The 25997-nt window shown below is 73.4% G+C and carries 20 protein-coding genes and 1 pseudogene; 15 read left to right on the top strand and 6 right to left on the bottom strand.

What is annotated here, in order from left to right; translation table 11 throughout:
• The first annotated feature begins 109 nt into the window (after positions 1-109).
• Together ACTWLT_RS16060 and ACTWLT_RS16055 are read left to right on the top strand one after the other, a co-directional pair.
• Positions 110-889, top strand: coding sequence for an electron transfer flavoprotein subunit beta/FixA family protein (locus tag ACTWLT_RS16060; protein ID WP_445319069.1), 780 nt, complete (start codon positions 110-112; stop codon positions 887-889).
• A gap of 15 nt (positions 890-904) precedes the next feature.
• Positions 905-1864, top strand: coding sequence for an electron transfer flavoprotein subunit alpha/FixB family protein (locus ACTWLT_RS16055; RefSeq protein ID WP_445319068.1), 960 nt, complete (start codon positions 905-907; stop codon positions 1862-1864).
• Between the two features lie 116 nt (positions 1865-1980).
• Here ACTWLT_RS16055 and ACTWLT_RS16050 read toward each other — a convergent pair whose 3' ends face one another.
• Together ACTWLT_RS16050 and ACTWLT_RS16045 are read right to left on the bottom strand one after the other, a co-directional pair.
• Entirely contained in the window at positions 1981-2775 is a 795-nt protein-coding gene (locus ACTWLT_RS16050) for an anti-sigma factor (RefSeq protein ID WP_445319067.1), read from the bottom strand.
• Entirely contained in the window at positions 2729-3331 is a 603-nt protein-coding gene (locus ACTWLT_RS16045) for an RNA polymerase sigma factor (protein WP_445319066.1), read from the bottom strand. The genes ACTWLT_RS16050 and ACTWLT_RS16045 overlap by 47 nt, the downstream gene beginning before the upstream one ends.
• Before the next feature lie 229 nt (positions 3332-3560).
• Between ACTWLT_RS16045 and ACTWLT_RS16040 the strand changes: the two genes are divergently transcribed.
• The 7 genes and pseudogenes from ACTWLT_RS16040 to ACTWLT_RS16010 all read left to right on the top strand — a co-directional run.
• Positions 3561-4391 carry a DUF4397 domain-containing protein gene (locus ACTWLT_RS16040; protein WP_445319065.1) on the top strand — a complete coding sequence of 277 codons (831 nt, stop codon included), beginning with the start codon at positions 3561-3563 and terminating at the stop codon, positions 4389-4391.
• Positions 4388-5044 (top strand): class F sortase, encoded by a 657-nt coding sequence (locus tag ACTWLT_RS16035; protein WP_445319064.1) that lies wholly within the window; start codon positions 4388-4390, stop codon positions 5042-5044. The genes ACTWLT_RS16040 and ACTWLT_RS16035 overlap by 4 nt, the downstream gene beginning before the upstream one ends.
• A 130-nt stretch (positions 5045-5174) precedes the next feature.
• The gene (locus ACTWLT_RS16030) at positions 5175-6350 is read left to right on the top strand and encodes a cysteine desulfurase family protein (RefSeq protein WP_445319063.1); all 1176 of its coding nucleotides are present in this window, start codon (positions 5175-5177) and stop codon (positions 6348-6350) included.
• A 251-nt stretch (positions 6351-6601) separates the two neighbouring features.
• Entirely contained in the window at positions 6602-7675 is a 1074-nt protein-coding gene (mnmA, locus tag ACTWLT_RS16025; protein WP_445319062.1) for a tRNA 2-thiouridine(34) synthase MnmA, read from the top strand.
• A gap of 64 nt (positions 7676-7739) precedes the next feature.
• Positions 7740-8744: a methionine synthase gene (locus ACTWLT_RS16020; RefSeq protein WP_445319061.1), complete on the top strand. Its 1005-nt coding sequence runs from the start codon at positions 7740-7742 to the stop codon at positions 8742-8744.
• 36 nt (positions 8745-8780) lie between these two features.
• Positions 8781-9146: a VOC family protein gene (locus tag ACTWLT_RS16015; protein ID WP_445319060.1), complete on the top strand. Its 366-nt coding sequence runs from the start codon at positions 8781-8783 to the stop codon at positions 9144-9146.
• Positions 9147-9175: 29 nt separating this feature from the next.
• Positions 9176-9322, top strand: a pseudogene (locus ACTWLT_RS16010) (ADP-ribosylglycohydrolase family protein); the annotation flags it as partial.
• Positions 9323-9427: 105 nt separating this feature from the next.
• On the opposite strand, the gene ACTWLT_RS16005 reads toward ACTWLT_RS16010, so the two are convergent.
• Positions 9428-9961 carry a type II toxin-antitoxin system PemK/MazF family toxin gene (locus tag ACTWLT_RS16005; protein WP_445319059.1) on the bottom strand — a complete coding sequence of 178 codons (534 nt, stop codon included), beginning with the start codon at positions 9959-9961 and terminating at the stop codon, positions 9428-9430.
• A 236-nt stretch (positions 9962-10197) separates the two neighbouring features.
• Here ACTWLT_RS16005 and ligA point away from each other — a divergent pair, with 236 nt between their 5' ends.
• The 6 genes from ligA (at position 10198) to ACTWLT_RS15975 (ending at position 21108) form a co-directional block, all read left to right on the top strand.
• Complete coding sequence (ligA, locus tag ACTWLT_RS16000; protein ID WP_445319058.1) at positions 10198-12333, top strand: NAD-dependent DNA ligase LigA; 2136 nt, start codon at positions 10198-10200, stop codon at positions 12331-12333.
• Positions 12334-12489: 156 nt separating this feature from the next.
• Complete coding sequence (locus ACTWLT_RS15995) at positions 12490-15126, top strand: EAL domain-containing protein (protein ID WP_445319057.1); 2637 nt, start codon at positions 12490-12492, stop codon at positions 15124-15126.
• Between the two features lie 133 nt (positions 15127-15259).
• Positions 15260-15565: an Asp-tRNA(Asn)/Glu-tRNA(Gln) amidotransferase subunit GatC gene (gatC, locus tag ACTWLT_RS15990; protein ID WP_252419855.1), complete on the top strand. Its 306-nt coding sequence runs from the start codon at positions 15260-15262 to the stop codon at positions 15563-15565.
• 76 nt (positions 15566-15641) lie between these two features.
• Positions 15642-17117, top strand: coding sequence for an Asp-tRNA(Asn)/Glu-tRNA(Gln) amidotransferase subunit GatA (gatA, locus tag ACTWLT_RS15985; RefSeq protein WP_252419856.1), 1476 nt, complete (start codon positions 15642-15644; stop codon positions 17115-17117).
• Between the two features lie 13 nt (positions 17118-17130).
• A complete protein-coding gene (gene gatB, locus ACTWLT_RS15980) occupies positions 17131-18630 on the top strand; it encodes an Asp-tRNA(Asn)/Glu-tRNA(Gln) amidotransferase subunit GatB (RefSeq protein WP_445319056.1) in 1500 nt (499 codons plus the stop codon).
• Positions 18631-18750: 120 nt separating this feature from the next.
• Positions 18751-21108, top strand: a complete 2358-nt coding sequence (locus tag ACTWLT_RS15975) for a thiamine pyrophosphate-binding protein (RefSeq protein WP_445319055.1) — start codon at positions 18751-18753, stop codon at positions 21106-21108.
• 39 nt (positions 21109-21147) lie between these two features.
• Here ACTWLT_RS15975 and ACTWLT_RS15970 read toward each other — a convergent pair whose 3' ends face one another.
• The 3 genes from ACTWLT_RS15970 to ACTWLT_RS15960 form a co-directional block, all read right to left on the bottom strand.
• Complete coding sequence (locus ACTWLT_RS15970) at positions 21148-22710, bottom strand: metallophosphoesterase (RefSeq protein ID WP_445319054.1); 1563 nt, start codon at positions 22708-22710, stop codon at positions 21148-21150.
• 61 nt (positions 22711-22771) lie between these two features.
• Positions 22772-23944 (bottom strand): PQQ-dependent sugar dehydrogenase, encoded by a 1173-nt coding sequence (locus ACTWLT_RS15965; RefSeq protein ID WP_445319053.1) that lies wholly within the window; start codon positions 23942-23944, stop codon positions 22772-22774.
• A gap of 92 nt (positions 23945-24036) precedes the next feature.
• The gene (locus tag ACTWLT_RS15960; RefSeq protein WP_445319052.1) at positions 24037-25854 is read right to left on the bottom strand and encodes a SpoIIE family protein phosphatase; all 1818 of its coding nucleotides are present in this window, start codon (positions 25852-25854) and stop codon (positions 24037-24039) included.
• Between the last annotated feature and the right edge of the window lie 143 nt (positions 25855-25997).

Raw genomic sequence — 25997 nt, 5'->3', positions numbered from 1 at the left:
GGGCAACTGCACAGCAGCCCGCGGTTGACCGGGCGTCGACCGACGCGCGAGGCTGCGCCCAACCGGGCGAGCGAATCGCATCACCACACAGGAGGGTCGTCGAAGCGCGATGAATATCGTCGTACTCGTCAAGCAGGTGCCTGATTCGGGCGCGGACCGCAACCTGCGCAATGACGACAACACCGTCGACCGCGGTTCGGCGAACAACGTGATCAACGAGATGGACGAGTACGCCATCGAGGAGGCGCTGAAGATCAAGGAGGCGCACGGTGGCGAGGTCACGATCCTGACCATGGGTCCGGACCGGGCGACCGAGTCGATCCGCAAGGCGCTCTCCATGGGCCCGGACAAGGCCGTGCACGTGGTGGACGACGCCCTGCACGGCTCCTGCGCGGTGGCCACCTCGAAGGTGCTCGCCGCCGCGCTGGGCCAGCTCAACGCCGACCTGGTGATCTGCGGCGCCGAATCCACCGACGGCCGGGTCCAGGTCATGCCGCACATGATCGCCGAGCGGCTCGGCGTCGCGGCGCTCACCGGCGCCCGCAAGCTCACCGTCGACGGCGGCACGCTGACCGTCGAGCGGCAGACCGAGGAGGGCTACGAGGTGGTCACCGCCGCCACCCCGGCCGTGGTCTCGGTGTGGGACACCATCAACGAGCCGCGCTACCCCTCCTTCAAGGGCATCATGGCCGCCAAGAAGAAGCCGGTGCAGACGCTCTCCCTGGCCGACCTCGGCGTCGCGCCGACCGAGGTGGGCTTCGACGGCGCCACCAGCGCCGTCGTCGAGCACAGCAAGCGCCCGCCGCGCTCCGGCGGCGCCAAGATCACCGACGAGGGCGAGGGCGGCGTCAAGCTGGTCGAGTTCCTCGCTACCGAGAAGTTCGTGTGAGAGCGGGGTCTGGACATGTCTGAGGTTCTCGTCGTCGTCGAAGCCACCAAGGAATTCGGCGTCAAGAAGGTCACCCTGGAGATGCTCACCCTCGCCCGCGAGCTGGGCACCCCGAGCGCGGTGGTGCTCGGTGGCGCCGGCGCCGCGGAGGCACTGAGCGCCAAGCTGGGCGAGTACGGCGCGGAGAAGATCTACGCGGCCGAGGGTGACGAGATCGACGGCTACCTGGTGGCTCCCAAGGCCACCGTGCTGGCCGAGCTGGTCAAGCGGGTGCAGCCGGCCGCCGTGCTGCTGGCGTCGGCCCAGGAGGGCAAGGAGATCGCCGCCCGCCTCGCCGTCAAGCTGGACAACGGCATCCTGACCGACGTGGTCGGCCTGGCCGCCGACGGCACCGCCACCCAGGTCGCCTTCGCCGGTTCCACCATCGTCAAGTCCAAGGTCACCCGGGGCCTGCCGCTGGTCACCGTCCGGCCCAACTCGGTCACCCCGAGCCCGGCGGCGGCCACCCCGGCGATCGAGCAGCTCACCGTGTCGGTCACCGACACCGACAAGCTGGCCAAGGTCGTCGAGCGGGTCGCCGAGCAGAAGGGCTCCCGCCCCGAGCTGACCGAGGCCGGCGTGGTCGTCTCCGGCGGTCGTGGTGTCGGCAACGCCGACAACTTCAAGCTGGTCGAAGAGTTGGCCGACCTGCTCGGCGGCGCCGTCGGCGCATCCCGCGCCGCGGTCGACTCCGGCTTCTACCCGCACCAGTTCCAGGTGGGCCAGACCGGCAAGACGGTCTCCCCGCAGCTCTACGTCGCGCTCGGCATCTCCGGTGCCATCCAGCACCGCGCCGGCATGCAGACCTCGAAGACCATCGTCGCGGTCAACAAGGACGGCGAGGCGCCGATCTTCGAGCTGGCCGACTTCGGTGTGGTGGGCGACCTGTTCAAGATCGTCCCGCAGGCTGCCGAGGAGATCCGCAAGCGCAAGTGACCCCTGCGGCACTTTGGTGCCGTACGACGAGAAGTGGCCGCCCTGGTGGGCGGCCACTTCCGTGTCGACGGGATGGGAGCTGATCGGCGGGCCGGGGAGCTGAGCCGGCCCGCCGATCAGCCCGTCAGGGTGCCCCTCAGCAGGCTGTCGCCGGAGTGGGCAGGCTTGTTGTCGTACTGCTCGGCGGACACGTCGACCACCGAGTAGCTGCCCAGGTCGACGTTGGGGGGCAGGGGGAGCAGAGCGTCCGGACCGTCACCGAGGGTGCCGACCGAGAACATCTCCATCGTCGTCGGGTTGATGAGCCAGACCTCGTAGTACCCCGCCACGCGCGGGAGATTCACCACATGCAGATGTAGTTGGCCGCCCTGGAACACCCGGGCGTCACCCGAGGCGGCCGGAGGCGTCGATCCGTACGCCGCCAGTGGCGCGCTGGCCACCACCGCCCGCGTCGGTGCGGGCGCCGGGTCGTCCGGCCGCAGCACGGCGACGCTGCCCACCACGCCGATCGCCGCGGCGGCGGCAGCGGTCGCCGCGGTGGCCGCCCAGCGGGACCAGCCACCGCGCCGGCGACCCCGGGACCGGCCCGTCGACCCCGGCCCGGTCGCCCCCGGGGCGGGCCGGACCGCGTCGTCGGTCGGCTCGGACGCCCGCTGCCGGACGGCCCCGGTCAGCGACGGCAGCTCCTCTGCCGCTCTGATCTGCGCCGTGATGCCCTGCCAGACGTGCTCCGGCGGGTCGGGCAGGTCACCCAGGCCCTGTGTCTCCACGCCGAGCCCGGCCACCTGCTGGAGGGTCTCCATCTCCAGCTGGCAGTGCGCGCAGGTGTCGAGGTGGGTGCTCTCCCCGTTGTCCGCCTCGCTCTCACCGAGCGCCAGAAAGACCAGCCTGTCGTGGTCCAGGTGCTGCACCGTCCACCTCCCATCTGCGTTTCAAGCTCGCCATGCCGCGCCGGATGTGACTCTTCACGGTGCCCAACGGCACGCCGGTCACCGTGGCTATCTGCTGGTGTGTCAGGTCGTCGTAGAAGGCCAGCTCCAGCATGCGTCGCTGGTCGTCGGGGAGGCGAGCCAGCTCGTCGGCGATCACCAGCCGGTCCACCACCCGATCCGGGTCCGGACCGGTCTGCGCCGGCTCGGGCAGCTGCCGGACGGTCTCGACCACCCGGGTCTCGCGGGCCGAGGCCCGCATCCGGTCGATCACCTTGCGCCGGCCGATGCCCAGCAGCCAGCCGATCAGCGACCCCTTGGCCGGGTCGAACGTGTCGCGCCCCAGCCAGGCGGCGACGAACGTCGCCTGGGTGACGTCCTCGGCGTCGCTGCGGTTGGCCAGCATGGAGGTCGCCAGGTGGAGCACGGCCCGACCGTACCGCTCGTACGCCTCGCGGAGCGCCACCTCGTCGCCGGCGCGGAACCGGGGTGCGAGGTCGTCCACCGGTGGGTCCGGTTCCTGCGGTCCGGCCGTCATCGGGCGGCTCGCCTTCGATGAGGCATGCCCGACTGTAACTCCCACAGTCTCCGCCCCACTCTCCCCGGTCGATGTCATCTCACCAGCTCTTCGCTCCCCGGGCCCGTTCCGGATGCGGACCGCGGCGAAAAGAAAGGTGGCGTCGGGGCGCATCCACCCGTCGCGGAGCCGGCGTAACCCGTTCTGCAAGCCAGCCTGACGAATCAGCACCAACCACCAGGAGGCAGACATGCAGCTCTCGTACTTCCGTCGGTTCGCGGCGGGCGGTGCCGTCGCCGCGTTGGCCTTCGCGGGCGTCGGCGCGTTCACCGCCACCCCGGCCTACGCCGCCACGTCGAAGGTCTCCGTCGTGCACGGCATCCCGGACACCCCGGTCGACGTCTACGTCAACGGAGAGAAGACGCTGGACACCTTCAAGCCCGGTGACGTGGCCGGGCCGCTGAACCTGGAGGAGGGCGAGTACGACATCGCGCTCACCAAGCCGGGCGAGCCGGTCGGCAGCGCGATCCTGAAGGTCGACAACGCCGCGGTGCCGGGCGGGGCGAACATCAGCATCGCCGCGCACCTCGACGCGGCCGGCCAGCCCAAGATCACTTCGTTCGTGAACGACGTGTCGAAGGTCGACGCCGGCAAGGCCCGGCTGATCGTCCGGCACACCGCCGCCGCCCCGGCGGTGGACGTGCGCGCCGGCGGCACCCCCGTGTTCGAGGAGCTGACCAACCCGAACGAGGCCAAGGGCGACGTCGACGCGGGCAGCGTGAAGGCCGACGTGGTGCTCGCCGGCACCGGCACGGTGGCGATCGGCCCGGCGGACCTCGACCTCAGGGAGGGCACCGCGACGATCGTCTACGCGATCGGCTCCGCCGAGGGCAAGACCCTCGACGTGGTGGCCCAGACCATCACCGGCCTGCACTCCGCCCCGGGCGGCGTGCCGAGCGGTGACGGTGGTCAGGCCGGCACCGGCGTGGACACCTGGTGGTACGTGCTCGCCGGCGCCGGCGTCCTGCTGCTGCTCGGCGGCGGGGCGCGGGTGGCCACCGCCCGGACTCCTCGCCGGTGACGGTGCGCAACCGCGGCGCGCTGGCGGCCATGGCCGCCGGCGCTGCCGCGCTCACCGTCGCCGCCCTGGTGGCGTGCGGCTCCCAGCCGGCCGGGAACGTCGGCGCGGAGGAGGCGAGCACACTGGCCAGCCCCACCTCGGCCCCACCGGCCGTCGCCCCGTCGGTCCCGGTGGCCGCCGGGGAGCTGCCGGCCGGTGGCGAGATCGTCCCGCCGGTCCGGCTGGTGATCCCGGAGATCGACGTCACCGCCACGGTCAACGCCGTCGGCATCAACGAGCGGACCAACGAGTTCGACGTGCCGCCGAGCGTCGACCAGATCGGCTGGTACCGGTACGGCCCCGGCCTGGAGGCGGGCGCCGGCTCGGTGGTGATCGCCGGCCACGTGGACAGCGCCGCGCAGGGCAGGGGAGCGTTCTTTCGGCTGCGGGAGCTGGACCAGGGCGACACCCTGACCGCGACCGGCAGCGACGGCACCGCCAGGCGGTACCGGGTCGTCGCCCGGGAGGAGTACGCCAAGACCAGGATCCCGCTGGACCGGTACTTCGCCCGGGACGGCAAGCCGCGGCTGACCCTGATCACCTGCGGTGGGCCGTTCGATGCCACGGCCCGCAGGTACCGCGACAACATCGTCGTCACGGCGGTGCCCGCCTGAGCCGCCGGGCTGGGCTCACCCGGAGCGGGCGTCGGGCCGGGGTGGGAGGGGAAGCCTTCCCGCCCCGGCCGTTCACCGGGGTCCCCTCCGCCATCCGGCCCCCGATCAGTCGGCCGTACGCTGAACGGTGATGGCTTACCTGGATCACGCGGCGACCACTCCGATGCTCGACGAGGCACTGGAGGCGTACGTCGCCACCGCCCGCGAGGTTGGCAACGCGTCCTCTCTGCACGCGGCGGGTCGTCGTGCCCGCCGCCGGGTCGAGGAGTCCCGCGAGCGGGTGGCGGCCGTCCTGGGCGCCCGGCCGTCCGAGGTCATCTTCACCGGTGGTGGCACGGAGAGTGACAACCTCGCGGTCAAGGGCATCTTCTGGGCCCGCCGGGGAGCTGACGCCGACCGCCGGCGGGTGGTCTCCAGTGCCGTCGAGCACCACGCCGTGCTGGACGCGGTGGACTGGCTGGCCGAGCACGAGGGCGCCGAGGTCGGGTGGCTGCCGGTGGACGCCGCCGGCCGGCTCGACCCGGAGGCCCTGCGCGCCGAACTGGCCGCGCACGCCGACCGGGTGGCCGTGGTCACCGCGATGTGGGCCAACAACGAGGTCGGCACCGTCCAACCGGTGGCCGAGCTGGCCGCCGTCGCCGCCGAGCACGGCGTGCCCTTCCACACCGACGCCATCCAGGCCGTCGGTCAGGTGCCGGTCGACTTCGGCGCCAGCGGGGTCGCCGCGCTGACCGTCACCGGGCACAAACTGGGCGGCCCGACCGGGGTGGGCGCGCTGCTGCTGGCCCGGGACGTGGCCGCGACGCCGCTGCTGCACGGCGGCGGCCAGGAACGCGACGTACGCTCCGGCACCCTGGACACCGCCGGCATCGTCGCCTTCGCGGTCGCCGTCGAGTCGGCGGTCAAGGGCCAGCAGGAGTACGCGGCCCGGATGGCCGCGCTGCGCGACGACCTGATCGAGCGGGTCCGTCAGGCGGTGCCCGAGGTGATCTACAACGGTGACCCGGTCGACCGGTTGCCCGGCAACGCCCACTTCTCCTTCCCCGGCTGTGAGGGCGACGCCCTGCTGCTCCTGCTGGACGCCCAGGGCATCGCCTGCTCGACGGGCTCGGCCTGCTCGGCAGGGGTGGCCCAGCCCTCGCACGTGCTGCTGGCGATGGGCGCCGACGACGACCGCGCCCGCTCCTCGCTGCGTTTCACCCTCGGCCACACCAGCACCCAGAGCGAGATCGACGCCCTCATCGCCGCCCTCCCGGCGGCCGTCGAGCGCGCCCGCCGAGCCGCCGCCCCCCGCACCCCCCGCTGAAACCCCGAGTCCCCACGCCACCCCGCACCCGCGTAGACCGCAAGCCCTCACTCTCCTCGCGATCTTGCACTTTCGGTCTGCCATTCGCGGCTTTTGCGGCATACGTCGGGGCGGAAACTGCAAGATCGCGGCGGGCCGGCGGGCCGGCGGGCCGGCGGGCCGGCGGGCGGGCGGGCGGGGGCGGGCGGGGTGCGGGTGCGGGGGTTTGCCGGGTCGGGTGGATAGGGTGGTGTGGGGAAGGGAGTGGGCTGGTGAGGGTGTTGGCGGCGATGTCGGGCGGGGTTGACTCGGCCGTGGCGGCGGCGCGGGCGGTGGCGGCCGGGCACGACGTGACCGGCGTGCACCTCGCGCTGGCCCGCAATCCACAGACCTACCGGACCGGGGCGCGCGGCTGCTGCACCCTGGAGGACTCCCGCGACGCCCGGCGGGCGGCCGACGTGATCGGCATCCCGTTCTACGTGTGGGACATGGCCGACCGGTTCCACGCCGACGTGGTGGACGACTTCGTCGCCGAGTACGCCGCGGGCCGTACGCCGAATCCGTGCCTGCGCTGCAACGAGAAGATCAAGTTCACCGCGGTGCTGGACCGGGCGGTGGCCCTGGGCTTCGACGCGGTCGTGACCGGCCACCACGCCCGGCTCGGCGCCGACGGGCTGCTGCGGCGCAGCGTCGACGTGGCCAAGGACCAGTCGTACGTGCTGGCCGTGCTCACCCGTGAGCAACTCGACCGGTCCATGTTCCCGCTCGGCGACTCCACCAAGGCGCAGGTCCGCGCGGAGGCCGCCGAGCGTGGTCTGGCGGTCGCCGACAAGCCCGACTCGCACGACATCTGCTTCATCGCCGACGGCGACACCCGTGGTTTCCTGGCCGGTCGGCTCGGTGCGGCACCGGGCGACGTGGTCGACGCGAGCACCGGCGCCGTCGTCGGCAGCCACACCGGCGCGTACGCGTACACGGTGGGCCAGCGTCGCGGGCTGCACCTGGACCGGCCCGCACCGGACGGCCGGCCGCGCTACGTGCTCTCCATCACGCCGAAGACCAACACGGTGACGGTCGGCCCGGCCGAGGCGCTGGAGGTGTCCCAGGTGCACGCCGAGCGGCCGGTCTGGACCGGTGGCCCGCGCCCGGACGCGCCGGTCGAGTGCGAGGTGCAGTTGCGGGCGCACGGCGAGGTCGTGCCGGCCACCGTGGCCCTCGACGGTGACCGGCTGCACGCCGAGCTGCGTCGGCCGGTCCGCGGCGTCGCCGCCGGTCAGGCCGTCGTGGCGTACCGGCCGGACCCGGCCGGTGACGTCGTCCTCGGCTCCGCCACCATCACCGGCTGACCCGGCGGACGACCGGCTCGGCCGTCGCCGCCCAGGCGGTCGACGTACCGGATACCCTTCCGCCGTGACAGATCAGGCGTGGCCCTGGCCGGCCGGCGCGGCGACCGGCATCGGTTCGCTTCCCGGCACCGACATCGCCGAGGCGCAACGGGTGGTCCTCGGCGAGCTTCCCGCGCTGCCCCACCTACCGGAGCTGCCGGCCCGCGGCCCCGGGGCCGACCTCATCGGTCGTACCGCCGGGCTGCTGGTCGAGCTGCCCGTCGAGCTGTACACGGGCCGTTGGCGGGTCGCCCCACGGCCGGGCCGCGACCTGCGCCGCACCCGCGACCTGCTGGAACGCGACCTGGACCAGCTCGCCGAACAGGCCGAGGAGTACGCCGGCCCGATCAAGGTGCAGGCCGGCGGCCCACTCACCCTGGCCGCCGCCCTGGAGCTGCCGATCGGCGGCCGGCTGCTGCGCGACCCCGGCGCGGTCCGTGACCTCACCGGCTCCCTCGCCGAAGGGCTGCGCGCGCACGTCGCGGCGGTCACCCGGCGACTGCCCCGCGCCTCGGTGCTGCTCCAACTGGACGAGCCGTCGTTGCCGACCGTGCTGGCCGGGCACGTGCCCACCGAGAGTGGGCTGGGCGCGTACCGGGCCATGGACCCGGTGGACGCCGCGGCGCTGCTGCGCACGGTGGTGGAGGCGGTCGGCGTACCGACCGTGGTGCACTGCTGCGCCCCGGACGTGCCGCTGGAGCTGATCCGCTCGACCGGCGCCGTCGGGGTCGCCCTCGACCTGGATCTGCTCACCGAACTGGACCCGCTGGGCGAGACGATCGACGCCGGCCTCGGGTTGCTGGTCGGTGCCGCGCCGACCCGGCCGCCGTCGACCGGTCAGGCGCCGACCTCCGCACAGATCGCCGACCGGGTACGCCAGCTCTGGGACCGGCTCGGCTTCCCCCGTCGGCAGCTCGCCGAGCAGGTGGTCGTCACCCCGGCATGCGGCCTGGCCGGCGCCACCCCGGAGTACGCCCGGACGGTGCTGGCCGCCTGCCGCGACGCCGGCCGGCGACTCGTCGAGGACTGACGTTTCCTGTCGTACCCGCTGGGCAGGATGACGGTCATGATTGGACAGCTACGTTCAGTGGTGATCGACTGCCCGGATCCGCGCGCGCTGGCGGCGTTCTACTCGGAGTTGCTCGGCGTGCCTCTGGTCGAGGGTGCCTCCGACGACGAGTGGGTGGTGCTCGGCGGCCCTCCCGGGCACCAGCCGCGGCTGGCGTTCCAGCGGGCGCTCAACCTGCGTCCGCCGGCCTGGCCCGATCCGGAGCGCCCGCAGCAGTTCCACCTCGACGTGACGGTGGACGACATCGAGGCCGCCGAGAAGGCGACGCTCGCGCTCGGCGCCCGCCGGCTGCCGGGCGGGGGCGCGGACTTCCGGGTCTACGCCGACCCCGTCGGCCACCCGTTCTGCCTCTGCTGGGACTGAGCTGGCGTGGATCACGGCGGCCGGGCACCATGGCCGCCGTGATCCACCACCCTCCACTGCGCGCGTCCGGCTCGCTCTTCGGCCTCGCCTAGGGCGACGCGTTGGGCAAGCCGACCGAGTTTCTGTCCGCCTCGGAGATCGTGCACCGGTACGGCCCGACCGGTCCGCGGGACCTGACGTGATCGACTCGGTTACCTGGAGTCGGGGTGTTCCTGGGTCGCGGATACCCCGGTTTCCGGGAACCCGAGTGGGTTATGGCCAGGGATCGTCCACGAGGCCGGTCAGGCGGTGGGCAGGTGGCGCAGACCGCGGACCCGCCGCCACAGGTCGGCGTCGCACCTGCCGGCCCGGTCGGCGAAGGCGGCCGAGCTGATCCGGGTCGGTTCGGTGAGGCTCAGGTAGCTGTCGTGCTCGGCGTCGGGGTCCCATTCGCGGGTGGGGATGCGCACGTGGTCGTCCCGGTCGCTCTTGTCCTGGCTGGTGATCTTCAGAACGTCGGCGCCCCGGGAGTCGGCGCGCAGCACCAGACACGGCCGGACCTTGGACCCGCTGCCGTCGGCGTACGGCACGTCGGCCCACCAGATCTCGCCCGGTGCCGGCGTACCCGCCGCACGGTCGGCGTCGCGCGGCCGCGGCTTGGCGGCCGGCCGGTCGCCGCCGCGCGGCCGGGGCGGTGCGGGCCTGCGGCCACCGGGGCGCGCCGTGGTGGCCCGACCCGGCCGACGGTTCGCCACCCGGTGCCGCCAGCTGTTCCACGCCCAGCCGGCGACCACCGCCAGCAGGATCGCCCCCGCCCAGAGCAGCACCTCGGGCATCGCGAACCTCCACCTCAGCGCGGCGCGCCGGCCGCACCGTCCGGCGATCCTCGCACGCCCGTCGCCGCGCCGCCCGCCGACCACACCGCAGCCGGCCGGTCCTCGGCGAGGAGTCCCCTGATCACCGTGATGCGTGCGAGGTCGGCGCGGGTGGGCAGCGGATTGTCCGACCGGCCCGATACGGTGCCGGAGTAGCGTGATCAGGGGAGGTCGCAGGCGTGTCCGAAGGTGGCGGGGTGTCCGAGGAGCAGATCGGTCAGCAGGTCAGCCCGGCGCAGGAGGCGGCGGCCGGTGCCGAGCCGACGCCGCAGGCGCGTGAGCGGCACGCGACGCTGAGCCGCGAGTTGACCGAGCACCAGTACCGCTACTACGTGCTGGACGCGCCGATCATCGCCGACGCCGAGTTCGACCGGCAGTTGCGCGAGCTGGAGGCGCTGGAGGAGGAGTTCCCGGCGCTGCGTACGCCGGATTCGCCGACCCAGCGGGTGGGTGGCACGTTCTCCACCGACTTCACCCCGGTCACGCACGCCGAGCGCATGCTCTCGCTGGACAATGCCTTCGCCGACGAGGAGCTGGCGGCCTGGGCCGAGCGGGTCGAGCGGGACGCCGGCGGCCCCGTGCCCTACCTCTGCGAGCTCAAGGTCGACGGGTTGGCGATCAACCTGACCTACGAGGCCGGCCGGCTGGTCCGGGCGGCCACCCGGGGTGACGGCCGCACCGGCGAGGACGTCACGGCCAACGTGCGCAGCATCCGCGACGTGCCCAGCAAGCTCACGCCGTCCGTCGAGTTCCCGGACATTCCCGAGCTGCTGGAGGTCCGGGGCGAGATCTACTTCCCGATCGCCGCGTTCGCCGACCTCAACGCCGGCCTGGTGGAGCAGGGCCGGGCTCCGTTCGCCAACCCGCGCAACGCCGCGGCCGGCAGTCTGCGGCAGAAGGACCCGAGGGTCACCGCCTCGCGGCCGCTGCGCCTGGTCGTGCACGGCATCGGCGCCCGCCGGGGGTTCCAGCCGGCGGCGCAGTCCGAGTCGTACACCGCGCTGAAGGCGTGGGGGCTGCCGACCAGCGACCGGTGGCGGGTGGTGCCGGATCTGGGCGGTGTGGCCGAGTACATCGCCTACTACGCCGAGCACCGGCACGACGTCGAGCACGAGATCGACGGCGTGGTGGTCAAGGTCGACCCGGTCTCGATCCAGGGCCGGCTCGGCTCGACCAGCCGCGCCCCGCGCTGGGCGATCGCCTTCAAGTACCCGCCGGAGGAGGTCACCACCAAGCTGCTCGACGTCGACGTCAACGTGGGCCGCACCGGCCGGGTCACCCCGTTCGCCGTTCTCGAACCGGTGCGGGTTGCCGGCTCCACCGTGGCGCTGGCCACCCTGCACAACGCCCGGGAGGTGGAGCGCAAGGGTGTGCTGATCGGCGACACGGTGGTGCTGCGCAAGGCCGGTGACGTGATTCCCGAGGTGCTCGGCCCGGTGGTCGAGCTGCGCCCGCCCGACGCCCGGCCGTTCGTCATGCCCACCACCTGCCCGGCGTGCGGCACCCCCCTCGCGCCGTCGAAGGAGGGCGACGTCGACATCCGTTGCCCCAACACCCGCAGCTGCCCGGCGCAGCTCCGCGAGCGGGTGTTCCACCTCGCGGGTCGCGGCGCGTTCGACATCGAGGTGCTCGGCTACAAGGGTGCCGCGGCGTTGCTGGACGCGCAGATCATCACCGACGAGGGTGACCTGTTCCAGCTCGACGCCGAGCAGCTGTCCCGGTCCCCGTTCTTCGTCAACAAGGACGGCAGCCTCGGCTCCAACGCCACCAAGTTGCTGGACAATCTGGCGGTCGCCCGTGAGCGCGACCTGTGGCGGGTGCTGGTGGCGCTCTCCATCCGGCACGTCGGCCCCACGGCGGCCCAGGCGCTCGCCCGGCACTTCCGCTCCATGGAGGCCATCGACGCGGCCAGCGAGGAGGAACTCTCCTCGGTCGACGGGGTCGGGCCGACCATCGCGGCCAGCATCCGAGAGTGGTTCGCCGTGGACTGGCACCGCGAGGTGGTCCGTAAGTGGGCCGAGGCGGGCGTACGGATGGCGGAGGAGGCGGTCGACGAGGGGCCGCGCCCGTTGGAGGGGCTGACCGTGGTGGTGACCGGCACGCTCGCCGGCTTCTCCCGGGACCAGGCGGCCGAGGCGGTGCAGAGCCGGGGCGGCAAGGTGAGCGGGTCGGTGTCCAAGAAGACGAGCTTCGTCGTGGTGGGCGACAACCCCGGGTCCAAGGCCGACAAGGCGGCCGGCCTCAAGGTGCCGGTGCTCGACGAGGACGGGTTCCGGCTGCTGCTGGACGAGGGTCCGGACGCCGCGCGGGGGGCCGCCCGGGTGGAGGGCTGATCGTCACCGGTGGCCGGCGGGCTGGCTGCCCGCGTATACCAACTTAATTACGACTACGACCGATTCGTGACTGTCATACCGGGAAACCGGGGGCCGAGGGCGTTTCATAGGGTCACGGCGTGCGCACCGCACGCCGACCGTCGGTCGGGAGGTGTGATGGAGGTCGCCGACCCGCGCAACTTCGTCCCTCCCGGACGGGTGGCGCCGTTCGCCGGCTTCGTCATCGGCATCCTGGCGGTCGCCGCCCTGACCGCCGCCGGTCCACTCGCGACACTGCCCGGCGAGTTGTCCCGGCTGCCGGTGGCGTTCTGGACGATGGCCGCGCTCGCCGTGGTCTGCGACGCCCGTCCGTTCGTCCCGCCGGGGCGCCGCCAGTCCTCCGCCGTCTTCCCGTCCACCTGCTTCACCTTCGCGATCCTGCTCGGGTGGGGGCTCGGTCCGGCCGTCGCCGTGCAGGCGGTGGGGGTGGTCGTGTCGGGCTGGCGGATGCGGCACGCCGCGTGGCGGACCGCGTTCAACGTCGGCCAGTACGCCTGCGCCCTCGCCGCCGCGTACGCGGTCATCCAGCTCGGGCCGGGCGCCATCTTCTCGGGCGGCCGGTTGCACTGGACCGACGTGGCCGCCGTCGGCGGCGCCACGATGGCCTGGTTCGTGGTCAACTACGGGCTGGTGAGCTGGGCGGTGCGGCTGCGCTTCGGCGGTCGGTGGTGGTCCACCGTCCGGCAGGGCCTCGGCTTCGAACTGCTCTCCACCGGCTCGCTGCTGCTGCTCGCACCGGTGCTGGTCGCTGCCGCGCGGGTCAGCGCGGCCCTCATCCCGCTGGTGCTGGTGCCGCTCTTCGCCGTCTACCGGATGGCCCGGCTCACCGTGGAGCAGCAGCACCTCGCCGCCGCCGACCCGCTCACCGGGCTGCCCAACCGCAAGGCGCTGCTGACCGAGGTGGCGGAGCAGGTGCACCTGCACGCCGAGCGGACCGCGCGCGGCGAACCCGACGGGCACCTGGCGTTGCTGCTGATCGACCTGGACCGCTTCAAGAACGTCAACGACGCGCTCGGGCACGCCGTGGGCGACCGGCTGCTGGTCGAGGTCAGCGCCCGGCTCACCGACGTGGAACCCCGACCGCAGATGGTCGCCCGGCTCGGCGGGGACGAGTTCGCCATCGTGATGACCGGGCTGACCGACGCGAGCCAGGCGCGTGACCTGGCCGACCGCGTGGTCGCGGCGCTGGCCGAGCCGGTCCCGCTGGACGGGTTGCCGTTGGACGTCGGCGGTTCGATCGGGATCGCCCTCTTCCCCGAGCACGGCGAGGACTTCGCCACCCTGATGCGCCACGCCGACGTGGCGATGTACGACGCCAAGCACCGCAACGACACGGTGGCGCTGTACGCCCCGGAGTCCGACCACAACTCCGCCGAGCGGCTCGGCCTCCTCGCCGACCTTCGCCGCGTGCTGGAGTCCGGCCCGTCGGCCGACGAGCGACTCGACTCCGGGCCTGCGGGGCAGACTCACCCGGCGGGGCAGGCCGACGGGAACGGCCCGGCTGAGCCGGAGCCGGCCGTCGACGTACCCCTCCCGGCGTTGGCGGAGGTGCGCGGCGGCGATGGTGCGGCCCTGCCCGACGGTGACCTGGCCGTCGAGGCCGCGCCGCACGCGGGTGCGGCCCCGGTGATCGCCGCCGCGCCGCGCGTCGGCGGCCGGTGGTGGGGTCGCCGGCCGCGGCCCGACGCCGGGTTGGTGCACGCTGACGAGCTGATCAACCGGATCGCCACCGGAGCGGACCCGATCCGTGGCCGCAACACCCGCGCCACGGTGGCCGGCACCCGCACCGGTCCGGCCCGGGACCGGCACTCCGGGGGTGGGCGGGGGCGTCGTTCGCCGAACGGAAGCGCGGCGCCGGCTCTCGCGCCGAGCGACGGAGGCCCCGGCCCTCGGCGTGACGTCGGGCCGGGTCTCGGGGGGCAACCGCTCGAATCGACCGGGTGGGCGCACCCCGGCGGCGAGCCGGCCGACGATGCCGGCGAGATCACCATGTACTACCAGCCCCAGATCGCCATCGCGACCGGCGAGGTGGTCGGCGTCGAGGCCCTGCTGCGGTGGCGGCACCCGCGCCGGGGCATGGTCGACCCGGAGGAGCTGATCCGGGTCGCCGAGCAGAGCGCGGTGATGCGGCTGCTCACCCGGCGGGTGGTCGACGACGTGGTGGAGCAGCTCGCCAAGTGGTCGGCGGCCGGCATCGGGCTGCGCGCGGCGTTGAACGTGAGCGTGCGAGACCTGCACACCGGTGAGATCGCCGACCAGATCGCCGACCGGCTCGCCCGCTACGGGGTGCCGGCCGAGCGACTGCAACTGGAGATCACCGAGGGTGCCCTGATGGCCGACCCGCGTCGGGTGCTGGCGACGATCTCCCGGCTGCACGGCATCGGGGTGGCCATCGCCCTGGACGACTTCGGCACCGGGTATTCCTCCCTGCAACACCTGCGTCGGCTGCCGCTGTCGGAGGTGAAGGTGGACCGGTCGTTCGTGCTCGGCATGGCCGACGACGCCGACGACGCGGCGATCGTCCGATCCATGATCGAGTTGGCCGGTGCGCTGGGCCTGCGGGTGGTCGCCGAGGGCGTCGAGGACGAGCGAACCTGGCGGATGCTGCACGCCGCGGGCTGCGACGCCGCGCAGGGCTGGTTCTACGCCCGACCGATGCCCGCCGAGGAACTGGTCACCTGGCTGGCCCGGTACCGGCCGGTCCGCCCGACCGGTGGCCCGGAACCGGACGGCGGCCGTCGTCCCACCCGTTGACCCGGCGGAGGGGGAGTCGGGGACGCGGCACGGGAGCGGAACAATAGACTCGCTCCGGTCACCGCGCGTCACGCTCCACCCGTCGCGCGGCCGGCACACCGCCCGACCAGCAGGACATCAGAAGGGGGCACGGATGGCCGCCATCTCCCGCGAGGAGGTCGCGCACCTGGCGCGCCTGTCGCGGCTCGCCGTCACCGAGGAGGAGCTGGACACCTTCGCCGGCCAGCTCGACGTGATCCTCCAGGCGGTCGCCCAGGTCGGCGAGGTCGCCGCGGCGGACATCCCGCCGACCTCGCACTCGGTGCCGCTGACCAACATCTTCCGCGAGGACGTGGTCACGCCGTGCCTGACCCCGGAGGAAGTGCTGTCGGGCGCGCCGGACGCCGAGGACCAGCGGTTCCGCGTACCGCGGATCCTGACCGAGGATGTGGCCTCATGAGCGAGCGTCAGCGAGCGAATCAGCGTTGCAGCGCGGTGGTGCCTCATGGCGTCACGGAGCGAAGCGGAGTGACGGCATGAGCGATCTGACCAGAATGACCGCGACGGAGATCGCCGCGCTGGTCGCCGGCGGTGAGACCTCCGCCGTCGAGGTGACCCGGGCCCACCTGGACCGGATCGCCGCCGTGGACGACCGGGTGCACGCCTTCCTGCACGTCGACACCGACGGCGCGCTCGCCGCGGCCCGCTCGGTCGACGAGCGCCGGGCCGCCGGCGAGGAGCTGGGCCCGCTGGCCGGGGTGCCGGTCGCGGTGAAGGACGTGCTCGCCACCCGTGGCGTGCCGACCACCGTGGGGTCGAAGATCCTGGAGGGCTGGCGCCCGCCGTACGACGCGACGATCGTGCAGCGGTTGCGCGACGCCGGCACGGTGATGCTCGGCAAGACGAACATGGACGAGTTCGCGATGGGCTCCTCCACCGAGTACTCGGCCTACGGCCCCACGCACAACCCGTGGGACCTGAGCCGGATCCCGGGCGGCTCCGGTGGCGGCAGCGCCGCCGCGCTGGCCGCGTACGAGGCGCCGCTGGCCATCGGCTCGGACACCGGCGGCTCGATCCGCCAGCCCGGCGCGGTCACCGGCACCGTCGGCGTGAAGCCCACCTACGGCGGCACCTCCCGCTACGGGCTGGTCGCCTTCTCCTCGTCGCTGGACACTCCCGGCCCGTGCGCCCGTACGGTGCTCGACGCGGCCCTGCTGCACCAGGTGATCGGCGGGCACGACCCGCGCGACTCCACCTCGATCCCCCAGCCGGTGCCGGACGTGGTGGCGGCGGCGAAGCTCGGCGCGACCGGCGACCTGACCGGCGTACGGCTCGGCATCGTCAGCGAGTTCGTCGGCGAGGGTGCCGAGCCGGGCGTGATGGCGGCGTTCCGGGAGTCGGTGGACGCCCTCGCGAAGCTGGGTGCGGAGATCGTCGAGGTGTCCTGCCCGACGTTCGCCTACGCGCTGCCGGCGTACTACCTGATCGCGCCGAGCGAGTGCTCCTCCAACCTGGCCCGGTTCGACGGTGTCCGGTTCGGCCTGCGGGTCGGCGACGACGGAAACCGGTCGCTGGAGGAGGTCATGTCGCTGACCCGGGAGGCCGGTTTCGGCCCGGAGGTCAAGCGCCGCATCATGATCGGCACGTACGCGCTGTCGTCGGGTTACTACGACGCCTACTACGGGCAGGCGCAGAAGGTCCGGACGCTCATCACCCGGGACTTCACCACCGCCTTCGAGCGGGTCGACGCGCTGATCTCACCGACCACCCCGTCGGTGGCGTTCCCGATGGGCGCGCGCACCGCCGACCCGTACCAGATGTACCTGGCCGACCTGTTCACCATCCCGACCAACCTGTACGGCGGGCCGGGCATCTCGGTGCCCTGCGGCCTCTCCGAGGGGCTGCCCGTCGGCCTGCAGGTGATGGCCCCGACGATGGCCGACGACCGGATGTACCGGGTCGCCGCCGCGCTGGAGTCCGCGGTCGGCACGTTCACCCCACCGGCACTGTGAGGCAGGAGCCCAGATGACGACGACGCTGCCCGCGTACGACGAGGTCGTCGCGCGCTACGAACCGGTGATCGGCCTGGAGACCCACGTCGAGCTGGGCACGAACACCAAGATGTTCTGCGGCTGCCCGACCGACTTCGGTGGCGAGCCCAACACCCGGGTCTGCCCGGTGTGCCTGGGCCTGCCCGGTTCGCTGCCGGTGGCCAACAAGGCGGCCATCGAGGCGATCATCCGGATCGGCCTGGCGCTGAACTGCTCCATCGCCGAGTGGTGCCGGTTCGCCCGGAAGAACTACTTCTACCCGGACATGCCGAAGAACTTCCAGATCAGCCAGTACGACGAGCCGATCTGCGTCGACGGCTACCTGGACGTCGAGGTCGGCGGCGAGACGGTGCGGATCGAGATCGAGCGCGTGCACCTGGAGGAGGACACCGGTAAGACGCTGCACGTCGGCGGCGCCACCGGGCGCATCCACGGCGCCACCGAGTCGCTGGTCGACTACAACCGGGCGGGCATCCCGCTGGTCGAGATCGTCACCAAGCCCATCGCGGGCACCGGCTCGCTCGCCCCCGACGTGGCCCGGGCGTACGTCGCCGAGCTGCGGGACGTGATCCGCACCCTCGGCGTCTCGGACGTGCGGATGGAGGAGGGTTCGCTGCGCTGCGACGTGAACACCTCGCTCAACCTGCCGGGGCAGGAGTGGGGCACCCGCACCGAGACCAAGAACGTCAACTCGCTGCGTTCGGTGGAGCGGGCGGTCCGCTCGGAGATGCTGCGCCAGGCCTCGGTGCTGGACGCCGGCGGCCGGATCACCCAGGAGACCCGGCACTTCCACGAGGACACCGGCGACACCACCCCGGGTCGCTCGAAGGAGACCGCCACCGACTACCGGTACTTCCCGGAGCCGGATCTGGTGCCGATCGCGCCGGACCCCGCCTGGGTGGCCGAGTTGAAGGCCGCCCTGCCGGAGCTGCCCCGGGTGCACCGGCGTCGGCTCCAGCAGCAGTGGGGGCTCTCCGACCTGGACATGCAGTCGGTGCTGAACGCCGGTGCCGTCGAGCTGATCGAGGCCACCGTCGCCGCCGGCACCACCCCGGCCGCCGCCCGCAAGTGGTGGCTGGGCGAGCTGTCCCGCCGGGCCAACGAGACCGGCGTGGAGCTGGCCGACATCGGCGCCACCCCCAACCAGGTCGCCGAGCTGCAGGGCCTGGTCGACGCCGGCAAGCTCAACGACAAGCTGGCCCGCGCGGTCCTGGAGGGCGTGGTCGACGGCGAGGGCTCGCCCACCGAGATCATGACCAACCGGAGCCTGGAGGTCGTGTCGGACACCGGCGCGCTCACCGCCGCCGTGGACGAGGCGATCGCCGCCAACCCCGGCATCGCCGACAAGATCCGCAGCGGCAAGGTCGCCGCCGCCGGCGCGCTGGTCGGCGCGGTCATGAAGACCACGCGCGGCCAGGCCGACGCGAAGACCGTCCGCGAACTGGTCCTGGAGCGCCTCGGCGTCCAGGGCTGAGACCCACCCGGAGCAGGCCGTCGCCGTGACCCGGCGGCGGCCTGCCACCCCTGTCGCGTACGCGGCCACCCCGCGTCCCCCTCGCGAGGGCGTCAACGGCGACGCCCGGATGGAGTCACCGTGAACCACCACGACCTCGACGTGCTCGACGAGATCCAGCGACGGGTGCTCTGGCTCGCCACCCGGATCGTGGACGCCGCCAACCACGACCGGGCCACCGGTGACGGGGTGAAGGTCGGCGGCCACCAGGCGTCCAGTGCCTCGCTGGTCACGGCGATGACCGCGCTCTGGTTCGCGCACCTGGACGCCGAGGACCGGGTGGCCGTCAAGCCGCACGCCTCCCCGGTCTTCCACGCCATCCAGTACCTGCTGGGCAACCTGGACCGCTCGTACCTGCCCCGGCTGCGGGCCCGCGGTGGCCTCCAGTCGTACCCGTCGCGCACCAAGGACCCCGACGAGGTGGACTTCTCCACCGGCTCGGTGGGTCTCGGCGCGGCGGCACCGCTCTTCGCCGCCGCCACCCGCCGCTACGTCGACGCGCACTTCGGCGCCCGGCCGCACTCCCGGTTCGTCGCGCTGATCGGCGACGCCGAGCTGGACGAGGGCAACATCTGGGAGGCGGTCGCCGACCCCGCCACCACCGGCCTGGGCAACGTCATGTGGCTGGTGGACTTCAACCGGCAGTCCCTGGACAGGGTGGTGCCGGGCATCCGGATCAACCAGTGGCGCGGCCAGTTCGAGGCGGCCGGCTGGCACGTCGTGGAGGTCAAGTACGGCCGCCGGCTCGCCGAGGCGTACGCCCGGCCGGGTGGCGCGGTGCTGCGCGACTGGATCGACGCGATGCCCAACGAGCAGTACCAGTCGCTGTTCGGGCTGGCCGGCCCGGCGCTGCGCAAGCAGTTCCTGGACGGCGCGCCGGCCGAGGTGGGCGCCTTCGTGGAGGGCATCGACGACGAGGAGCTGGGGCCGCTCGTCACCGACCTCGGCGGGCACGACCTCCAGGCGATGCTCGACGCGTACGCCCAGTGCGACGCGGTCACCGACCGGCCCAGCGTCGTCTTCGCGTACACCGTCAAGGGGTGGGGGTTGCCCATCGCCGGCAACCCGCGCAACCACTCGGCGCTGCTCAGCACCGAACAGGTCGACGCGTTGCGCGCCGCGCAGGGGTTGACCGCCGAGACCGAGTGGGACCGCCTCGACCCGGCGTCACCGGCCGGCATCCGGGCCGGCGCCCGCCGGGAGGCGCTGTCCCGCGCGCCCCGCGAGCGGGCGCTGGGGGTCACCGTCCCGGAGAGCACGGGAGTACGCGCCAACAAGCCGATCTCCACGCAGGAGGTCTTCGGCCGGGTGCTGGTGGACCTGGCCCGGGACCGGGAGGTCGGCCGCTACCTGGTCACCACCGCGCCGGACGTGGCCACCTCCACCAACCTGGCCGGGTTCATCAACAAGACCGGGGTGTTCGCCCCCACCGAGCAGCGTTCCTGGACCGAGGACCGGATGCTGCGCTGGACCGAGAGCCCCGCCGGGCAGCACATCGAGCTGGGCATCTCCGAGATGAACCTGTTCCTGCTGCTCGGCCAGCTCGGCCTGTCCTGGGACCTGTCGGGGCAGCCACTGCTGCCGGTGGGCACCGTCTACGACCCGTTCGTGCTGCGGGGCCTGGACGCGTTCCTGTACGGCACCTACTCCGGCTCCCGGTTCGTGGTCGCCGGTACCCCGTCGGGCATCACCCTGGCCCCGGAGGGCGGCGCGCACCAGTCCACCATCACCGCCTCCGTCGGCCTGGAGCTGCCCGGGGTGACCTTCCTCGAACCGGCGTACGCGGCCAGCCTGGACTGGCTGCTCTGTGACGCGCTCGGGCAGATCGCCGGCGGTTCCGCCCCGGCCGCGACCGCCGCACCCACCGAGGACGGGGCGTACTACTTCCGGTTGAGCACCCGGCCGCTGGACCAGGCGCCGTTCGAGACCGCCCGGGCCCGGCTCGGTGACGCGGTGCTGCGCCGGCAGGTGGTCGCCGGGGCGTACCGGCTGGTCGACGCGCATCAGGCGTACCCGCACCTGGCCGACGCCCCGGTGGTGCAGCTCGCCGCCTCCGGCGCGGTGCTGCCCGAGGTGCTGGCCGCCGCGGCCGAGTTGGCCGAGGAGGGCGTCGCCGCGCACGTGGTGGACGTGACCTCGCTGGACCGGCTCTACCGGGCCTGGCAGCGCACCCTGCGTCAGGGCGTGCGGACGGCCACGGTCCCCAGCGTGCCGGGCGCGCTGCGGTCCGCGTTCGCCGACCGGGTGCCGGTGGTGACCGTGCACGACGCCGCGTCGCACGCCATGGCCTGGCTCGGTTCGGCGCTGGGCGCGCCGGCGGTGCCGCTGGGGGTGGACGAGTTCGGCCAGTCCGGCAGCGTGGCCGAGCTGTACGAGCTGCACGACCTGCTGCCCGGCAGCATCGTCAACGCCGCTCTGGCCGCCCTCGCCCTGCGCTGACCTGCATGCTCCCGACGCCGCGACTTCAACCCTCGGGGCTCAGCGGGTCGGGGTGGGGGTGACCGAAGGGGATGGCGCGGCGGTCGGCCCCTCCACCACGTGGCGTTCCAGGTTGACCTGGGCCTGCCCGGTGCCGCCGACGGTGATGTCGTCGTACGCCTGGAGCATCTTCTGCTGGTCGAAGTAGAGCACGCTCATCGACAGCGGGGTCGGCTTCTCACCCTCCAGGCCGCGCAGCCCGGCACCGCCGGTGGAACCCTCCACCATGAGCGTGGTGGGCTGCTGACCGGGCTCCTGGGGCAGCTTGGAGACCTGCCGGGAATGGGTGTGCCCGGCCAGCACCAGCGGGCACGTGCCGGCGAGCGGCCCCGCCGACGCCGGATCGTGCACCAGCGCGATGTTCACCGGCTGCGGCGAGCGGCGCACCGTGGTGGCGAGCTGCTCGCCGGCCCCGATCACCTGGTCGGCCACCTGCTGGGTCAGGCCGCTGCCCGCCGGAGAGGTGTTCTTGTCCGGGGTGAAGCGGGGGTCGCCGATGCCGGCGATGGTCAGCCCGGCCACCGTGGTCGTCGTGTTGTTCAGCACGATCGCGTTCGGCTGCCGGGCCACCGCGGCGCCGGTGCGGCCCGAGTCGTGGTTGCCCCGGATGAAGACGTACGGCTTCTTCAGCAGGCCGATCGACCCGACGAAGGAGGCTTCCGGCTCGCTGCCCCAGTCGGTGATGTCCCCGGTGTCGATCACCACGTCGATGCCGAACTGCTCCACGACCGTCCGGATGAGCTGCCAGCCGGTCGGGTTGAGGTGCATGTCGGAGACGTGCAGCACCCGGGTCGTGCCCGGCGCCGGCTCGTACACCGGCAGCGCCGACACGGTCGTGTAGAGCTGGCTGACGTTGCCGACGATGCGTTGCAGCTGCTCGGCGTACTTGGTGTAGTCGTTGGCGATGCGCCGGGCGTCGCCCACGATCGCCGGGGCGTTGACCAGCAGCCCCTCGTAGCGCGGCTCCTCGATCGCCTGCGGCCGCAGGGTGGCCGCCGCCGTGCCGAGGCTGCCGGCGGTGACCAGCAGGGCGAGCCCGCCCGCCCAGGCCGTCCGCCGGGTGTCGCGGAAGATCAGCCCGGCCAGGATCAGGGTGACCAGCACCGCCGAGGCCAGAGTCCGCAGGCCGAGTCGCATCACCCCGGACCGGACGTCCTCGACGGCGCTCTGGCTGGCCCGGCTGATGCTGGCCGGGTCGTCGAGCAGGGCCTCCGTGCGCCCCTGGTCCAGCGCGCCCAGCCGCACCGTGAGGTGGGTCGGCCCGTCGTGGCTGTCCAGCAGCAGGGCGCCGAGCGGAGGCACGTCGACGGTGGTGCCGCCGTCGCTGGCGGGGGAGAGGCTGAGGTTGGCCCGGAACGGCCCGATGTCGGTGGCCACCCGGCCGCCGGCCAGCACCCCGAGCACCGCCCCGGCCAGGGCCACGGCGAGCACGGCGAGGATCACGCCGGTGCGGCGCACCGGACCCGGCCGGCCGCCACGAGCCGAGGGCCGCGTCTCGCCACCGGTCACCGGGTCGTCCCGGTCACCGGCGTCGTCGTGCTGCTCGTCGTGCTGCCCGTCCATGCTGAGATTCTGACCTGCCCGTCGGAGGATCTTGGCAAACCTGAACGGATGGTGACGAAGGTCAGCTCCGGCCGCCGTCGCCGCCGGCGAAGACCACCCGTAGGAGGCGGTCGTCGTCGGCCGCGGGGTTGCCGCGCCCGTCGTGGTTGGAGGTGCTCACCCAGAGCGATCCGTCCGGCGCGGCGGCCACCGCGCGCAGCCGGCCGTACCGGTTGGTGAGCAGCTCGCTGGGCTGACCGAGCAGCGTGCCCGTGTCGGTCAACTCCATCACCCACAGTCGCTTGCCGCGCAGGCAGCCGGTGACCAGCAGCCGGTCCGTGGCGGCCAGCCCGGAGCAGGAGGCGTCCGAGGTCCCCCACTGGGTGATCGGGTCGCTGAACTTCCGGTCGCCGGCCCGCCCCTCGACCTGCGGCCAACCGTAGTTGCCGCCCTTGGTGATCTGGTTGATCTCGTCCCAGGTGTTCTGGCCGAACTCCACGGCGTACATCCGCTTGGCGGCGTCCCAGGTGAAGCCCTGCACGTTGCGGTGCCCCAGTGACCAGACCGGGGACCCGGGGTACGGGTTGCCGGCGGAGGGCTTGCCGTCCGGCGTGATCCGCAGGATCTTGCCGCCGAGGCTCTTCGCGTCCTGGGCGGCGGGGCGCTCGCCGGCGTCGCCCGTGCTCACGTAGAGCTGCCCGTCCGGCCCGAAGCCCAGCCCTCCGCCGTTGTGGACGTTCGCCTTGGGGATGCCGGTGAGGATCGGGGTGGGCTGCCCGCCGAGTTGCAGCCGGACGACCCGGTTGTCCTGCTCGGTCGTGTAGTAGACGAAGAGCGTGCGGTCCTTGGCGTAGCCGGGGGAGACGGCGATGCCGAGAAGACCGCCCTCGCCCGCCGCCGCCACGTCGGTGATCGTCTGCACCACCCGGACCCGTAGCCCGTCCGGCCCGGACTCCGGGCCGACCTGGAGGATCCGGCCGCTGTCCCGCTCGGTGACCAGCGCGCCGCCGTCGGGCAGGAAGCCGATCGCCCAGGGCACGCGCAGGCCCTTGGCGAGCACGGTCGCCACCGCCTGCTGGCCGGCGCCGCCAGCGCTTGCCGGCGCCGACGGGGTGGGCAGGTTGGGCGGCTCACCGGCCGGGTCCGGCTCCGGCTCGCCGAAGCTGCAACCGGCGGCGAACAGCAGCGCCGCGCAGGACGCCGCGAGGGCCGCGCGGAGACGGCGGCTGCGGGAGTACGGGGGACGGGCGCTCACCCGGCCCAGGGTAGCCCGCCGGCGCACCCGGCCGTGCCCGACGCGATCCGACAGTCGCCGCTCGCAGCGACCGGGCGGCCCCGCCGGAGGACTCAGTGGGCCCGTACGGCCAGCAGCGCGGTGTCGTCCTCACGGTGCTGGATCGAGGCGAGCAGCAGGTCGCACAGCTCGTCGAGGGGCAGCTTGTCGCTGCCGGCCAGCCGGCTCCGCAGCTCGGACAGGCCGTCGTCGATGGACCGGTCCCGCCGCTCGACCAGCCCGTCGGTGTAGAGCAGCAGGGTGTCGCCGACGGCCAGACCGGTCGAGTGGCTGGTCCGCCGTACCGGCCGGGCCAGGCCGAGCAACGCCTCCGGCGGCGCCTCGAGGCTCTCCACCGTGCCGCCGGCGCGGATCACCAGCGCCGGCGGGTGACCGGCGTTGCACCAGGTCACCTCCCGGACGCCGGAGGACCGGGGACGGATGCGGACCAGCGTCGCGGTGGCCGCGATCGGGAGCCGCAGGCCGCGGATGGCGCCGTCCAGGTGCGTCATCAGCTCGCCGACCGCGTCCTGCCGGCCGAACGCGTTGCCGCGCACCAGGTTGCGCAGCTGACCCATGGTCGCCGCCGCCTCGATGTCGTGCCCGGCCACGTCCCCGATCGCCGCGATCAGGTCACCGTCGGGCTGGACGAAGGCGTCGTACCAGTCGCCGCCCACCTCCACCCGGTCGGCCGCGGGCTGGTAGCGGGCCGCCAGCTCCAGCTCGGGTACCAGGGGCAGCCGCGGCAGCATGCTGTGTTGCAGGACCTCGGCGACGTGTCGTTGCTCGCCGTACATCGAGCTGTTGCCGATCGCCTGCCCGGCCCGGCGGCCGATGTCCACCGCCGTGAGCAGGTCGCGGTCGTCGAACTGCTGGCGCTGCGGGCCGTTGACCAGGGTGATCGCCCCCAGCACGGTGCCACCGGCGGCCGACACCGGCACGCTCAGGTAGGAGGCGATCCCGAGGCGTCGGGCGATCGCCGCCATCTCCGGATCCGTGGTGCCACGTGCCACGTCGGCCACCGACGCCACGCCACCGAGCCGGGGCTGGCCGGTCCGCAGCACGGCCCGGATGACCGAGTCGGTGCTCAGCCCGGTACGCACCAGCTCGGCGAAGCGGTCCACGTCCGCCGTCCGGGCCGGGTCGCAGTGCACCGCGACCACCTCGCGGGGCAGGCCGGTCGGCCCGACCAGGGTGAGCAGGCACCAGTCGGCGAGCAGCGGCACCATCGTGGCGGCGAGCCGGCGCAATGCGATGCCCACGTCCAGCGTGCCGGCCAGCGTCTCACTCACCCCGGCGAGGAGTTCCAGTCGCTCGTGCGCCTGCACGGCCCGTCGGCCCGCCTCCTGCGCCCCGTCCAGCGCGATCCGCAGCCGCAGTTCCGACGAGCAGGCGGCGGCGAGGTCGGCCAGCGTCCGCAGCTGCCCGGCGCTCCAGGCCCGGGGCTTGCTGTCGATGGCGCAGAGCGCGCCGAGCACCCGGCCGGACAGGTCGGTCAGCGGCATCCCGGCGTACGCGACCACACCGAGGTCGGCGATGGCCAGGTTGTCGCGCACCCGGGGGTAGAGCCGGGCATCCGGCAGCACCATCGGCACCTCGATGTCGACCACGTGCTGACAGAACGAGTGGCTCAGCGGGGTCTGCCGGCGTTCCGCCCAGGGTTCGGGCAACCCGACCGCTCCGGGAAAGAACTGCCGGTCGGCGGAGACCAGGGAGACCAGCGCGACCGGCACGTCCAGCAGGTCGCTGACCAGGCGGGCGAACCGGTCGAACGCCTCGTCCGGAGCGGCGTCCAGCCCGGTGTCGGCGAGCGCCCGCAGCCGTGCGGGGTCGCCGAGCGCCGGGGGTGGGGCGGTCGCGCGTCGGGGGCGCGCGGTTGAGCCGTCGGTCATCGAGCACCTGTCTGCCGGGGCGGAGGCCGGGCGGCCGCCGACCCTTCGTTATACCTTCTCCGTGCCCGAGCCGAACCTCGGTGTGCCGAGTCTCGCCCGCCCCGACGCCGCGCGCCACCCGGCGGTTGCCGCCGTGCCCGCAC

This window comes from Micromonospora yongxingensis (assembly GCF_052601155.1).
Note: the sequence above shows the minus strand (reverse complement) of the source record. Positions and strands in the feature narration are given on the sequence as shown.

Coding starts and splice junctions, on each gene's coding strand:
- ACTWLT_RS16040 (WP_445319065.1), top strand. CDS start 3,561: ATGCAGCTCTCGTACTTCCGTCGGTTCGCGGCGGGCGGTGCCGTCGCC.
- gatA (WP_252419856.1), top strand. CDS start 15,642: ATGAGCGATCTGACCAGAATGACCGCGACGGAGATCGCCGCGCTGGTC.
- ACTWLT_RS16005 (WP_445319059.1), bottom strand. CDS start 9,961: ATGCCCGAGGTGCTGCTCTGGGCGGGGGCGATCCTGCTGGCGGTGGTC.
- ACTWLT_RS16015 (WP_445319060.1), top strand. CDS start 8,781: ATGATTGGACAGCTACGTTCAGTGGTGATCGACTGCCCGGATCCGCGC.
- ACTWLT_RS16060 (WP_445319069.1), top strand. CDS start 110: ATGAATATCGTCGTACTCGTCAAGCAGGTGCCTGATTCGGGCGCGGAC.
- ACTWLT_RS16045 (WP_445319066.1), bottom strand. CDS start 3,331: ATGACGGCCGGACCGCAGGAACCGGACCCACCGGTGGACGACCTCGCA.
- ACTWLT_RS15960 (WP_445319052.1), bottom strand. CDS start 25,854: ATGACCGACGGCTCAACCGCGCGCCCCCGACGCGCGACCGCCCCACCC.
- ACTWLT_RS16055 (WP_445319068.1), top strand. CDS start 905: ATGTCTGAGGTTCTCGTCGTCGTCGAAGCCACCAAGGAATTCGGCGTC.
- gatB (WP_445319056.1), top strand. CDS start 17,131: ATGACGACGACGCTGCCCGCGTACGACGAGGTCGTCGCGCGCTACGAA.
- ACTWLT_RS16030 (WP_445319063.1), top strand. CDS start 5,175: ATGGCTTACCTGGATCACGCGGCGACCACTCCGATGCTCGACGAGGCA.
- ACTWLT_RS15970 (WP_445319054.1), bottom strand. CDS start 22,710: ATGGACGGGCAGCACGACGAGCAGCACGACGACGCCGGTGACCGGGAC.
- gatC (WP_252419855.1), top strand. CDS start 15,260: ATGGCCGCCATCTCCCGCGAGGAGGTCGCGCACCTGGCGCGCCTGTCG.
- ACTWLT_RS15995 (WP_445319057.1), top strand. CDS start 12,490: ATGGAGGTCGCCGACCCGCGCAACTTCGTCCCTCCCGGACGGGTGGCG.